Annotated in this window: 15 protein-coding genes; 5 read left to right on the plus strand and 10 right to left on the minus strand. The window is 72.2% G+C overall.

Annotated elements, in window-relative coordinates:
* Window positions 1–181: 181 nt before the first annotated feature.
* The 9 genes from hisF to hisD all read right to left on the minus strand — a co-directional run bounded on the left by hisF (window position 182) and on the right by hisD (window position 6,305).
* A complete protein-coding gene (gene hisF, locus ABEA43_RS54225; protein ID WP_345574771.1) occupies window positions 182–943 on the minus strand; it encodes an imidazole glycerol phosphate synthase subunit HisF in 762 nt (253 codons plus the stop codon).
* Entirely contained in the window at window positions 940–1,350 is a 411-nt protein-coding gene (locus tag ABEA43_RS54230) for a Rid family hydrolase (protein WP_345574773.1), read from the minus strand. The genes hisF and ABEA43_RS54230 overlap by 4 nt, the downstream gene beginning before the upstream one ends.
* 20 nt (window positions 1,351–1,370) lie before the next feature.
* On the minus strand, window positions 1,371–2,093 hold the full coding sequence (priA, locus tag ABEA43_RS54235; protein ID WP_345574775.1) for a bifunctional 1-(5-phosphoribosyl)-5-((5-phosphoribosylamino)methylideneamino)imidazole-4-carboxamide isomerase/phosphoribosylanthranilate isomerase PriA: 723 nt from the start codon (window positions 2,091–2,093) through the stop codon (window positions 1,371–1,373).
* The gene (locus ABEA43_RS54240; protein WP_345574777.1) at window positions 2,094–2,423 is read right to left on the minus strand and encodes a hypothetical protein; all 330 of its coding nucleotides are present in this window, start codon (window positions 2,421–2,423) and stop codon (window positions 2,094–2,096) included.
* Between the two features lie 112 nt (window positions 2,424–2,535).
* Window positions 2,536–3,174 (minus strand): imidazole glycerol phosphate synthase subunit HisH, encoded by a 639-nt coding sequence (gene hisH, locus ABEA43_RS54245; RefSeq protein ID WP_345574780.1) that lies wholly within the window; start codon window positions 3,172–3,174, stop codon window positions 2,536–2,538.
* Window positions 3,165–3,320 (minus strand): hypothetical protein, encoded by a 156-nt coding sequence (locus tag ABEA43_RS54250; protein WP_345574782.1) that lies wholly within the window; start codon window positions 3,318–3,320, stop codon window positions 3,165–3,167. The genes hisH and ABEA43_RS54250 overlap by 10 nt, the downstream gene beginning before the upstream one ends.
* Window positions 3,317–3,910: an imidazoleglycerol-phosphate dehydratase HisB gene (hisB, locus tag ABEA43_RS54255; RefSeq protein WP_345574784.1), complete on the minus strand. Its 594-nt coding sequence runs from the start codon at window positions 3,908–3,910 to the stop codon at window positions 3,317–3,319. Before hisB ends, ABEA43_RS54250 begins: the two co-directional genes overlap by 4 nt.
* A complete protein-coding gene (locus ABEA43_RS54260) occupies window positions 3,907–4,980 on the minus strand; it encodes a histidinol-phosphate transaminase (RefSeq protein WP_345574786.1) in 1,074 nt (357 codons plus the stop codon). Before ABEA43_RS54260 ends, hisB begins: the two co-directional genes overlap by 4 nt.
* Window positions 4,980–6,305, minus strand: a complete 1,326-nt coding sequence (hisD, locus tag ABEA43_RS54265) for a histidinol dehydrogenase (protein ID WP_345574788.1) — start codon at window positions 6,303–6,305, stop codon at window positions 4,980–4,982. The genes ABEA43_RS54260 and hisD overlap by 1 nt, the downstream gene beginning before the upstream one ends.
* Window positions 6,306–6,704: 399 nt before the next feature.
* On the opposite strand from hisD, the gene ABEA43_RS54270 reads away from it, so the two are divergent.
* The 3 genes from ABEA43_RS54270 (at window position 6,705) to ABEA43_RS54280 (ending at window position 9,586) form a co-directional block, all read left to right on the plus strand.
* Window positions 6,705–6,899 (plus strand): hypothetical protein, encoded by a 195-nt coding sequence (locus tag ABEA43_RS54270; RefSeq protein WP_345574790.1) that lies wholly within the window; start codon window positions 6,705–6,707, stop codon window positions 6,897–6,899.
* Between the two features lie 48 nt (window positions 6,900–6,947).
* Complete coding sequence (ligD, locus tag ABEA43_RS54275; RefSeq protein ID WP_345574792.1) at window positions 6,948–7,958, plus strand: non-homologous end-joining DNA ligase; 1,011 nt, start codon at window positions 6,948–6,950, stop codon at window positions 7,956–7,958.
* 128 nt (window positions 7,959–8,086) lie between these two features.
* The gene (locus tag ABEA43_RS54280) at window positions 8,087–9,586 is read left to right on the plus strand and encodes a trypsin-like peptidase domain-containing protein (RefSeq protein WP_345574794.1); all 1,500 of its coding nucleotides are present in this window, start codon (window positions 8,087–8,089) and stop codon (window positions 9,584–9,586) included.
* Between the two features lie 4 nt (window positions 9,587–9,590).
* Here ABEA43_RS54280 and ABEA43_RS54285 read toward each other — a convergent pair whose 3' ends face one another.
* The gene (locus ABEA43_RS54285; RefSeq protein WP_345574796.1) at window positions 9,591–10,715 is read right to left on the minus strand and encodes an MFS transporter; all 1,125 of its coding nucleotides are present in this window, start codon (window positions 10,713–10,715) and stop codon (window positions 9,591–9,593) included.
* Between the two features lie 53 nt (window positions 10,716–10,768).
* Here ABEA43_RS54285 and ABEA43_RS54290 point away from each other — a divergent pair, with 53 nt between their 5' ends.
* Window positions 10,769–11,563, plus strand: coding sequence for an AraC family transcriptional regulator (locus tag ABEA43_RS54290; RefSeq protein ID WP_345574800.1), 795 nt, complete (start codon window positions 10,769–10,771; stop codon window positions 11,561–11,563).
* 59 nt (window positions 11,564–11,622) lie between these two features.
* Complete coding sequence (gene ybaK, locus ABEA43_RS54295) at window positions 11,623–12,078, plus strand: Cys-tRNA(Pro) deacylase (protein ID WP_345574882.1); 456 nt, start codon at window positions 11,623–11,625, stop codon at window positions 12,076–12,078.
* Window positions 12,079–12,115 lie beyond the last annotated feature (37 nt).

A 12,115-nucleotide genomic window follows, 5' to 3' on the forward strand; every position in this document is an offset into this window, starting at 1 on the left:
TCCGCACCGTTCCGGCCAGCACCACACCCGTCCCGGACCGGAATCCGCACCGTTCCGGCCGGCACCACACCGTCCCGGCCCGGGGTCCGCGCCGTTCCGGCTGGGGTTGTGCACCCGGCGTGCCGGGCCTCGCCGGGGGCGCATGGCGGAAGCGCCGGAGCGTCCTGCCCCTGCGGGCGGGCTAGCGGACCGGGTGGCCGGCCATCCGGAGCGTGTCCTTGACCTCGGAGATCTTCAGCGTGCCGAAGTGGAACACGCTGGCCGCGAGCACCGCGTCGGCCCCGGCCGCCACGGCGGGCGGGAAGTCCTCCAGCCGGCCCGCGCCGCCGCTGGCGATCACCGGCACCCGCACGGCCGCCCTGACCGCCCGCAGCATCTCCAGGTCGTAGCCGTCGAGCGTCCCGTCACCGTCCATGGAGTTGAGCAGGATCTCGCCCACGCCCAGCTCCTCGCCGCGCGCCGCCCACTCCACGGCGTCGATCCCCGTGCCGCGCCGCCCGCCGTGCGTGGTCACCTCGAAGCCGCTCGCCGTGCCCGGCGCCCGCCGCGCGTCCACCGACAGCACGACGCACTGGGCGCCGAACCGCCGCGAGGCCTCGGTGAGCAGCTCGGGCCTGGCGATGGCGGCCGTATTGAGCGACACCTTGTCCGCTCCGGCCCGCAGCAGCTGGTTGATGTCCTCGTTCGAACGCACGCCACCGCCGACCGTGAGCGGGATGAACACCTGCTCGGCGGTCCTGCGCACCACGTCCAGCATGGTCTCCCGCTCGCCGGAGGACGCCGTGATGTCGAGGAAGGTGAGCTCGTCGGCCCCCTCCTCGTCATAGCGCCTGGCCAGCTCGACGGGATCGCCCGCGTCGCGCAGGTTCTCGAAGTTGACGCCCTTGACCACCCGGCCGGCGTCCACGTCGAGACAGGGGATGACTCTTACCGCCACGGTCATGTTCGAAGTGCCTCGATCTCGATCTCGACCAGCATCCTGGGATCGACCAGGCCGGCCACCCGCACTCCGGTGCAGGCGGGGCGGACCTTGCCGAAGACCTCGCCGATGGCCCGGCCGGCGAGGTCGAAGTGGCGCTGCTCCACCACGTAGTAGCGCACCATGACGACGTCCTCGCGGGTCAGGCCGCCCATCAGGACGGCCTCCAGCGCGATGTCGATCGCGGTCAGGCTCTGCTTGTAGGCGTCGCCCACGTGACGGACCTCACCGTCGACCGTGGCCGTGCAACCGGACACGATCACCCGCTCGCCCGCCACGACAGCGCGAGCGTAGCCGTACTTCTCCTCCCAGATGCCGCCCGAAAACACCCGGAAACCGGTGCTTTCCATGCCGATGTTGCTGACGCTCATCTCGCCCCCTCCCGGCGAAGCTACACGCGTACCGCGGCCAGCGCGTCTTCCAGAGTGAACGCGTGAGCGTACAGGGCCCTGCCCACGATCGCGCCCTCCACTCCGTCCGGGACGAGAGAAGCGAGTGAGACCAGGTCATCGATGGAGGAAACGCCTCCGCTGGCCACGACAGGCTTGTCGGTACGGGCGCAGACCTGGCGGTAGAGGTCCAGGTTCGGGCCCTGGAGCATGCCGTCCTTGGTCACGTCGGTGATCACGTAGCGGGGGCAGCCGTCGGACTCCAGCCGGTCGAGCACCTCCCACAGGTCTCCCCCGTCCTCGGTCCAGCCGCGGGCGGCCAGCGTGGTGCCGCGTACGTCGAGGCCGACCGCGATCCTGTCGCCGTACTCGGCGATGACCTTCCGGCACCAGTCGGGCCTCTCCAGCGCGGAGGTGCCGATGTTGACCCGGCGGCAGCCGGTGGCCAGCGCGGCGGCCAGGGAGTCGTCGTCGCGGATGCCGCCGGACAGCTCCACGTTGACGTCGACCTTGCCGACGACCTCCGCGATCAGCTCCCGGTTGGTGCCGCGGCCGAAGGCGGCGTCGAGGTCGACGAGATGGATCCACTCGGCGCCCGCCTCCTGCCAGGCCATCGCGGCGGCGAGCGGCTCTCCGTAGCCGGTCTCGGTCCCGGCCTCGCCCTGGACCAGGCGTACGGCCTGGCCGTCGGCCACATCCACGGCGGGCAGCAATACGAGCGACATTCAGATCCTCCGGTCGAAAGCGAGGGTCACGACAACGGGTGCGAGCAGCAGTGAGAAGACGAAGACGGCGAAGCTGAGGAAGAACGTTCCCCAGATCAGCCAGACGAGCACCTGGACGAGCAGGAAGCCGAGCGCCACCAGGCCGTTCTGGGTGCGGTGCCGGCGGGCGATCAGGCCGCCCTGCCGGTAGAAGCGCACGGGACGCGGGACCAGCCGGGCGACCAGGGCGCGGCGGCGCGCCTTGCGCGCCTGCCGCGCCTCGTTGGCCCGCATCGCGCGCGCCCGCTCGGCCTCGCGCTCGGCCCGCCTGCGCGCCCGCTCCTTGCTCATAAGGCCTCCTCGGTACGCCCGAAGCTCATGGGGCCTCCCCCGTACGCCCGACGCTCACAGAGCCTCCCCGATACGCCCGACGCTCACAGAGCCTCCTCGGTACGCCCGGCGCTCACAGGGTGCCGAGCCAGTTTCCGAGCAGCGCGGCACCGGCGTCGCCGGACTTCTCCGGATGGAACTGGGTGGCCATGAGCGGCCCGTTCTCGGCGGCGGCCACGAACGGCACGCCGTGCTCGGCCCAGGTCACGACCGGCTCGGCGAACCCGTCACCAGGCTGCAGCTCCCAGTCGCGCACGCCGTAGGAGTGGACGAAGTAGAAGCGGGTGGCCGAGTCGAGCCCGGCGAACAGGACGCTGTCGAGGGGCGCCTTGACCGTGTTCCAGCCCATGTGGGGCAGCACCGGCGCGTCGAGCCGCTCGACCGTGCCCGGCCACTCGCCGCAGCCCTCGCTCTCCACGCCGTGCTCGACGCCCTTGGCGAACAGGATCTGCATGCCGACGCAGATGCCCAGCACCGGCCGGCCGCCGGACAGCCGGCGGCCGATGATCTGGTCGCCGCGGACGGCCCTGAGCCCCTTGATGCACGCCTCGAACGCGCCGACGCCCGGCACGACGAGCCCGTCGCATTCGAGCGCGGCCTCGAAGTCGGACGTCACGGTCACGTCGGCGCCGGCCCTGGTCAGCGCCCGCTCGGCGGAGCGCAGGTTGCCCGAGCCGTAGTCGAGCACGACGACGTTTTTCGCTACCACCACAGCACCCCCGCCGTGATCGCCATCGCGGCGCCGACCGCGCAGACCGCCGCACCGATCTTGAGCCCCTGCTTGAGCAGGGAGAACACGCCGCCGCCGAGGAACAGCCCGATGAACACCATCACCCCGGCCATGAGGTTGTCCGTCATAGGACTCCCTTGGTGCTGGGCACGCCCGTGGCGCGCGGGTCGAGCTCCGACGCCTCGCGCAGCGCCCTGGCCAGCGCCTTGAACTGGGCCTCCACGATGTGGTGCGCGTTGCGCCCGTAGGGGACGTGCACGTGCAGGCAGATCGCGGCCTGGGCGACGAGCGACTCCAGGATGTGGCGGGTCATCGTCGTGTCGTAGTCGGGGCCGATCATCGGCGCCATGGTCTCGGGCTCGGAGTGCACGAGGTAGGGGCGGCCCGACAGGTCCACGGTGACCTGGGCGAGCGACTCGTCCAGCGGGCACGACGCACTACCGAACCGCCGGATGCCCGACTTGTCGCCCAACGCTTCGCGGAACGCCGCGCCCAGCGCGAGCGCGGTGTCCTCGATCGTGTGGTGCGCGTCGATGTGCAGGTCGCCCTCGGTCTTGACCGTCAGGTCGAACAGCCCGTGCTTGCCGAGCTGGGCCAGCATGTGGTCGAAGAAGCCGACCCCGGTCGCCACCTCGACCCGGCCGGTGCCGTCGAGGCCGACCTCCACCAGGACCGAGGTCTCCTTCGTCACGCGCTCGACGCGGCCTACACGGCTCACAGCAGCACTCCTTCCAGGGCGGCGCGGAAGGCCGCCATCTCCTCGCCGGTGCCGATCGACACACGCAGCCATTCTGGCGGGCCCACCTCGCGGATGAGCACTCCGGCCGCCAGCAGCCCCTCCCACACCTGGTGGCGGTCGGGAAAACGCCCGAACAGCACGAAGTTGGCGTCGGAGTCGGCCACGGACAGGCCCTTGGACCGCAGCCACGCGACGGTGTCGTCACGCTCGCGCCGCAGCGCGTCCACGGTGCCGAGCAGCTCGGCGCGATGCCGCAGCGCCACGCGCGCCGCCGTCTGGGTGAGCGTCGACAGGTGGTACGGCAGGCGTACGAGCAGCAGGGCCTCCACCACGGCGGGGTGCGCGGCCAGATAGCCCAGCCGGGTGCCCGCCATGGCGAACGCCTTGGACATCGTCCTGGTGACGATCAGCCTCGGGTGCGCGGGCAGCAGCGTGAGCGCCGACGGCGTGCCCGTACGGGCGAACTCCGCGTACGCCTCGTCCACCACGACCATCCCCGGGGCGACCGACAGGATGGCCTCGATCGTCTCCAGCGGCTGGGCGGTGCCCGTCGGGTTGTTCGGCGAGGCCAGGAACACGATGTCGGGCCGGTGCTCCTCGACGGCCGCCGTGGCCTTGCCGGGGTCGAGCGAGAAGTCCGCCTCGCGGCTGGCCTTGATCCACTCGGTGCTGGTGCCGCTGGTGATGATCGGGTGCATCGAGTAGGACGGCTCGAACCCGATGGCGGTGCGCCCGTGGCCGCCGAACGCCTGCAGGATCTGCTGGAGCACCTCGTTGGAGCCGTTGGCGGCCCACACCTGCTCGGTGGTCAGGCCGTGGCCGAGATAGTCGGCCAGCCCGGCGCGCAGCTCCACCGCGTCCCTGTCGGGGTAGCGGTTGAGCTCCCCGGCGGTGGCCCTGACCGCCTCGGCCAGGTCGGCGACCAGGCCGGGCGAGGGCGGGTAGGGATTTTCGTTGGTGTTGAGCCTGACGGGAACGTCGATCTGGGGCGCGCCGTAGGGCGACTTGCCCCGGAGATCGTTCCTGATGGGAAGGTCGTCCAGGTTCACTAGTCCGAGGTCTCCGTGGTCGCTGGAACCTGCCAGTCGAAGCGGGCGCGGATGGCGGCACCGTGGGCAGGAAGGTCTTCGGCGTCGGCCAGGACCGACACGTGGGCCGCCGCGCCCGCGAGCGCGTCGCGGGTGTAGTCGACGACGTGGATGCCGCGCAGGAACGACTGCACCGACAGGCCGCTGGAGTGGCAGGCGCAGCCGCCCGTGGGCAGCACGTGGTTGGAGCCCGCGAGATAGTCGCCGAGCGAGACCGGCGCGTACGGGCCGACGAAGACGGCCCCGGCGTTGCGGACCCGCGCGGCGACGGCCGCCGCGTCGGCGGTGTGGATCTCCAGGTGCTCGGCCGCGTAGGCGTCCACGACCTTGAGACCGTCGTCGATCGAGCTCACCAGCACGATGCCCGACTGCCTGCCGCCCAGCGCCTCGGCGATGCGCTCGGAGTGCTTGGTCGCCGAGACCTGCCCCGGCAGCTCCTTCTCGACCGCGTCGGCCAGCTCGGGGCTGGTGGTGACCAGGACGGCGGCGGCGATCGTGTCGTGCTCGGCCTGACTGATCAGGTCGGCGGCGACGTGGACCGGGTCGGCCGTCTCGTCGGCCAGGATCGCGATCTCCGTCGGGCCGGCCTCGGAGTCGATGCCGATGCGGCCCTTGAGCAGCCGCTTGGCCGCCGCCACCCAGATGTTGCCCGGGCCGGTCACCATGGTCGCCGGCGCGCACTCCTCCGTGCCGTAGGCGAACATGGCCACCGCCTGCGCCCCGCCCACCGAATAGACCTCGTCCACGCCGAGCAGCGCGCACGCGGCCATGATCGTCGGGTGCGGCAGCCCGCCGAACGCCTTCTGCGCCGGGCTGGACACCGCGAGCGAGCCGACGCCGGCCTCCTGGGCCGGGACGACGTTCATCACCACGCTGGACGGATAGACCGCCCGGCCGCCGGGGACGTAGAGCCCCACGCGATCGACGGGCACCCACCGCTCGGTCACGGTGCCGCCCGGCACGACCTGGGTGGTGGCGTCGGTGCGCCGCTGGTCGCGGTGGACCAGCCTGGCCCGCCTGATCGACTCTTCGAGCGCCGCCCTGATCTTGGGGTCGAGCTCGGCGAGCGCCTGCTCGAGGACCTCGGCGGGGACGCGGGTGGTGGCGATCTCGACGCCGTCGAACTTGGCGGTCAGCTCCCGTACGGCTGCCGCCCCGCGATGGCGCACGTCGTCGCAGATGGGCCGCACCTTCTCCAGGGCGGCCTCTACGTCGAGCTCGGCGCGGGGCAGCACGTCGCGCAGGTCCTCGGGCAGAGAACCGCGCATGTCGATACGGGAAATCACCCTGACAGTCTACGGAGTCCGGCCCTGAGGTCTCACTTTGTCCAACATCCGGGACACCAGCATGCGACGGCCGTGGGGCGGCAGATCGCCGACGCCGCCTCCACGGCCATCGTCACCCCGGACCGGGCCTGCCGGGGCGGTGCCGTGGCCATCACGGGGGTATGGCCACGGCCGGGGAAAGCTGAAGTCGTTACCTCTGCCCCCGGCGAGCACCCCATAACGCGGCACGCCACGAAAAACTTTGAGTAATGTAAAACTAACGTTAAGCGACTCCGGCCGGGTTCGCGTGTCGCGGGCCGGGCATGCGGACGGCATCAGGCCCCGGATTCCCCCTGCTCAAGGTCACGAGAGCGCTTTCACGTTACATGTCCATTATGTCCGGTCCTTTACTCTTGCGTCATGGGACAGTGGCGGGGCCCTGACGGCATCCTGGTGGAGGCGATCATCTTGGACGATCGCCCGCTGCTGCGTGTCTCCCATCGGGTCAACGGCAGGACCTACCTGCGCGGCTACTGCGCCACCGTCTCCGAACTGGGGCAACACGGTGTAGATCTGGCCGAGCTGGTAGAAGACTCGCCTCTTGACCATCTGTAGACCCCGTACCACCACTGTCGATCAAGCGGACGGGGTACGGCATGCACCATGGTCCGGCTGCCCGCCTACGCGCCGATGCTGGCCCAGCTCGGCACCCTGGCCTCCGTCCAGGACCCCGACTGGGCCGTGGAGATGAAGTGGGACGGCGTGCGCGCCCTCGCGTACATCGAGAACGGCGCCGTCCGCCTGATGTCGCGCAACGGCAAGGACATCACCCCCGCCTACCCCGAGCTGCAGCTCATGGCCGGCAGCACCGGCCGCCGGGCGGCGGTGATCGACGGGGAGGTCGTGGCGTTCGACGAGGCCGGGCGCCCCAGCTTCGAGGCGCTGCAGCCGCGCATGCACCAGCGCAACCCGACTGCGGTGGCGGAGCTGGTCAGGTCGGTGCCGGTGACGTTCATGGCGTTCGACGTCCTGCACCTCGATGACGCCAGCGCGGTCTCCCGCCCCTACACCGAGCGCAGGGAGCTGCTGGAGAGCACGCTCAGGCCCGGCTACCGGTGGGAGGTGCCCGTCTGGTTCGCCGACCACGCGGCGCGGGCGTTCGACTCCTCCAGGCAGCTCGGGCTCGAAGGGGTCGTGTGCAAGCGGATGAGCTCGCCCTACCGGCCCGGCCGGCGCAGCGGCGAATGGACCAAGGTCAAGAACGTCAGCACCGTCGAGGTCGTGATAGGCGGATGGCGGCCGGGAGGCGGGCGGCGCTCCGGGATGATCGGGTCGCTCCTGCTGGGCGCCCACGACCGGCGCGGGCGCCTGCTGTACGTGGGGCACGTCGGCACCGGGTTCACCCAGGCCATGCTCCGCGACCTGCTGGAACGCCTGACGCCGCTGGAACGTCCCGACCCGCCGTTCGACGACGTGGTGCCGCGCGAGCACGCCCGCGACGCGCGCTGGGTCGAGCCGCGGGTGGTCGGGGAGGTGCAGTACGCCGAGGTCACCGGCGACCACCGGCTGCGCCACCCGTCCTGGCGCGGGCTGCGCCTCGACCGCGACCCCGCAGAGGCGAGCACGGCGGAGATCCTCCCCACGGGCGAAACCGGGGACGCGGCGGCCGGCTGACCGCCGTACCTTCGGCGTCATCCCGGGCGGGACGTCGCCGATCACGACACGCAATCCCAAACTACACTTCGTCTCCATTTGGTGACTTACAGTGAGCGAAAGTCATCGATCCGCTCGGGGGGACAACTGTGCAGAAGACCCTGGTCACCACCCTCGCCACGCTGGCCGGGGTCGCGCTCGCGGTGCCCGCGGCCGCCGCCGACCAGCCGTCCGCGACTCCGGTGAAGCACCCCTCCTGGGGCGCCGAGTCGTCGCCCCTGATGCGCCCCGGATCAGCGGTGCGCTACTGGACCACCGGGAAGCAGGCGAAGGCCAAGGCCGCGAACCTGCCCCAGAGCGTGCCGGGCGGCCGGCCCGCGAGCGCACCGCCCCGGCTGCCGGGGCCGAAGGCGGCCCAGGTGCGGCACAGCGTTCCCGGCGCCAAGCGGCTCACACCGAGCGGGGACACCAACGGCTACGCCCGCGTGCGCAGGCCGTACACGGGTGCGGCGCTCAGCCGGATCAGCGGGCGGCTGTTCTTCGTCAACGCCAGCGGGAGCGGCGACTCCTGCAGCGCCTCCGTCGTACGCTCCGAGGCCAGGCTGCTCATCGTCACCGCCGCCCACTGCGTCTACAGCGTGCCGGAAGGCGCCACGACCGGCCGGTGGCACAGCAGCTTCGCGTTCGTGCCCGCCTACGACGGCCGGGCGACCAACGTGCGGCAGCGCGAGCCGTACGGCCGATGGGGCGGGCGGCGGGCGTGGAAGCCCGACGGCTACACCGGCCTGAGCGGCGGCGACTGGAACTCCATCTACGACATCGCCCTCATCGAGGTGGGCAAGCACCGCGACGGCACCCTCCAGGGAGCCGTCGGCGCCTTCACCCCGATGCGCAACCAGGGCGGCAAGTACGCCATCGCCACCACGGGCTACCCCGGCGTCCTCGGCAGGAAGCCGTACGACGGCCGGGACCAGCTCTGGTGCCTGGGCAAGACCCAGCTGATCGACAGCTTCGAGACGGGCGGCGCCAGCGGCATCGAGACCGGCAGCCTGGTCAACGCCCGCGCCGCCGCAGCCGCGACAGGCCGGATGGAGACCCGCAACTGCCACCTGTTCCAGGGCCACAGCGGCGGGCCGTGGATCGCCAAGGGCACCGGCGACCTGGTCGGCGTGCTGTCGGCGGGCAAGGAGGACGGCGAGGCCGACGGCAACTCCGTCGCCAACGCCCTCAGCCCGGAAAGCTACGGCGCGATCGTGAAACGGGCCGACCCGCGAGGGGTCTACGACGCCCTGTCCGTCCGCCTCGCCGGCCCCGCGCAGCCGGTCAGGCGCGGCGCCGCCGCCTCCGTCACGGCCACCGTCACCATGCGGGGCCTGATGGCCGCCGCCCAGGTGCCGGTCACGCTCACGGTGCCGGCCGGCGGCAGCTTCGCCTCCGTCAGCGGCGCCGCGTGCACGCGGACGGGCAGGCAGGCCACCTGTACGGTCGGCGCCGTCCACCCCGGCAGGCCGGTACGGATCTCGGCCCGGATCAACGTCGCCCGCGACGCCGGCCCGTCGCTGCCGGTCACCGCGCACGTCACCTCCAGCCGTCTTGACCCGGCTCAGCGCGACAACACCAGCGTCGCCCGCATCAAGACGGCCCGCTGAAGCATCAGGCCGGTTCCAGGGCGGCGGGCTCCTTCAGGGTGCGGGCCAGCAGCCAGGCCAGCACCGGGAACACGATCAGGCAGGCCAGCGCCACCCTGAGCGAAGCCGCCTCCGCGACCGCGCCGACCAGGGGGCTGGTCAGCCCGCCGACGCTCACCGCCAGCCCCAGCGTCACCCCGCTGGCGGTGCCCACCCGGGTCGGCAGGAAATCCTGGCCCAGCGTGACGTGCAGGGAGAACGGCGCGTACAGGGCGATCGACGAGGCGGCGATGAAGACGTACGCGATCGGGCCCGGCGCGAGCACCACACCCGCGACCGCCGGGACCGCCACCGCGTAGGCCAGGCGCATCGCGCGCACCCGCCCCCAGCGCGCCGCCAGCCGCCCGCCCAGCACGGTCCCCACCGCCCCGCCCGCGAACAGCACGAACAACGCCACCGCGCCCGCCGCCCCGCCCCCCATGTAGAGGGCCACGAACGCGCTCAGCCCCACGTACACCACCGAGCGGAACACGATCACCGCCGTCAGCCTGGCGAACGACGGCCAGTCGTCGCGCCCCGCCCCCGCCTCGGCGGTCTTGGCCACCGTCTCCCTGCCCGCGAGCGCGCGGATCGCCGGGAGCGTCACCACCGCCCCCAGGACCGCCGGCACCGCCAGGAACGGCGAGGCGCCCAGCCCCCACCCCGCCAGCAGCGGCGTCACGAGCACGGGCGCCGAGGCGAACCCGAGCGTCCCGCCCAGCGAGAACCAGCTCATCCGCACGTGACTGCCCTCACTGGCGATCCTGGCCAGCCGCGCCGACTCCGGGTGATAGGCCGCCACACCCAGCCCGGAGAGCGCCACGGCCAGACAGGTCAGCACGTACGAGTCCGTCACGCCGCCGAACGCCACCCCCGCCCCGGCGACGACCATGCTCACCGGGATCAGCCACGGCATCCGCCACCGGTCGGTCAGCACGCCGAAGAGCGGCTGCACGACCGACGACAGCAGCGTCGCGGCCAGCACGATGCCCGAGACGGCGACGTACCCGTAGCCCCGCCCCACCACCAGGAACGGCACCAGCGCCGGAACCGCGCCCTGGTAGAAGTCCACGGTGGCGTGGCCGGCGGCGAGCATGGGGATCCTGTTCACGCCTCGATCATCGCCCAGCGGGCACTGGCCCGCTTCCGATAAAATGCCAACTTATGACGGGAATCCGCCATCTGCCCGAGGCGCCCACCGGGCGCCGGCCCCTCGCGCCGGGCGCCGGCATCGACGCGCACCGCCACGACACCCACCAGATCGTGTACGCCTGCCGCGGCGTCCTGTCGGTCACGACCGGCTCGGGCACGTGGGTGGCGCCGGCCAACCGGGCGATCTGGGTGCCGGCGGGCACCGTTCACGAGCATCGCGCGCACGGCGACACCGACCTGCGCCTGGTCGGCCTCACCGGCAACCCGCTGGGCCTCGACCGCCCCGCCGTGCTCGCCGTCGGCCCGCTGCTGCGCGAACTGATCATCGCCTACACGGACGACCAGCCAGACCGGCCCCGCGCCACCCCGGGCGACGGTCACACTGCCGGGGACTCCGGCGATCGATCAGGCGACGGGGAGCGGGCACGGCTGCGGGCGGTGCTGCTCGACCAGCTCCAGCACGCCCCCGAGCAGCCGCTCCACCTGCCCACCGCCGCGGACCCCAGGCTGGCCGCCGTCTGCGCGATCCTGCTCCACGACCCCGCCGACCCCAGGACCCTGGCCCAGCTCGCCGGGCAGGCGGGCACCAGCGACCGCACCCTGGCCCGGCTGTGCCGCGGCGAGTTCGGCATGAGCTTCCCGCAGTGGCGCACCCAGCTCCGCCTGCACCGCGCGCTGCTCCTGCTCGCCGACGGCACGGCCGTGACCGCGGTCGCCCATCGGTGCGGCTGGGCCTCGGCGAGCGCGTTCATCGACGTGTTCAGGAGGGCGTTCGGGTACACCCCCGGCCGCGCCTTTACAATGTAGATTCGCTACAATCGGATGCCGTGAGCACATCGAAAGGCAAGGGCGGCACGCCGGCCACCATGGCCCTGACCAAGGCCAAGGCCGACTTCACGCTCCATCCCTACGACCACGACGCCTCCGCCCAGGCCTACGGCGAGGAGGCCGCGGACGCGCTCGGCGTCCCCTACGAGCGCATCTTCAAGACGCTGGTGGCCGAGGTCGAGAGCGGTCTCGCGGTGGCGGTCGTGCCGGTGGCGGGCAAGCTCGACCTCAAGGCATTGGCGAGCGCGCTGTCCAGCAAGCGGGCCGCGATGGCCGACGCCGCCAGGGTGGAGAAGGTGACCGGCTACGTCGTGGGCGGCATCAGCCCGCTCGGCCAGCGCAAGCAGCTCCCGACGGTGGTCGACTCCTCGGCGCTCGACTTCGAGACGATCTACTTCTCGGCCGGCAAGCGCGGCCTGCAGATCGAGACCGCGCCCGACAACCTCATCACCCTCACCAGAGCCGTCACCGCACCCATCGGCAAACAGGCCTAAGACGCGCCGGCAGAGGCGGGCCCGCGACAGCCGTGCC

The organism is Nonomuraea rosea, from assembly GCF_039539705.1.
GTDB classification, from domain to species: Bacteria; Actinomycetota; Actinomycetes; order Streptosporangiales; family Streptosporangiaceae; genus Nonomuraea; species Nonomuraea rosea.

Excerpts from the sequence above, each read along its gene's own strand:
- hisF (WP_345574771.1), bottom strand. The coding sequence starts at position 943 with ATGACCGTGGCGGTAAGAGTCATCCCCTGTCTCGACGTGGACGCCGGC.
- ABEA43_RS54230 (WP_345574773.1), bottom strand. The coding sequence starts at position 1,350 with ATGAGCGTCAGCAACATCGGCATGGAAAGCACCGGTTTCCGGGTGTTT.
- ABEA43_RS54290 (WP_345574800.1), top strand. The coding sequence starts at position 10,769 with ATGACGGGAATCCGCCATCTGCCCGAGGCGCCCACCGGGCGCCGGCCC.
- ligD (WP_345574792.1), top strand. The coding sequence starts at position 6,948 with ATGGTCCGGCTGCCCGCCTACGCGCCGATGCTGGCCCAGCTCGGCACC.
- ABEA43_RS54270 (WP_345574790.1), top strand. The coding sequence starts at position 6,705 with ATGGGACAGTGGCGGGGCCCTGACGGCATCCTGGTGGAGGCGATCATC.
- ybaK (WP_345574882.1), top strand. The coding sequence starts at position 11,623 with ATGGCCCTGACCAAGGCCAAGGCCGACTTCACGCTCCATCCCTACGAC.
- priA (WP_345574775.1), bottom strand. The coding sequence starts at position 2,093 with ATGTCGCTCGTATTGCTGCCCGCCGTGGATGTGGCCGACGGCCAGGCC.
- ABEA43_RS54250 (WP_345574782.1), bottom strand. The coding sequence starts at position 3,320 with ATGACGGACAACCTCATGGCCGGGGTGATGGTGTTCATCGGGCTGTTC.
- ABEA43_RS54240 (WP_345574777.1), bottom strand. The coding sequence starts at position 2,423 with ATGAGCAAGGAGCGGGCGCGCAGGCGGGCCGAGCGCGAGGCCGAGCGG.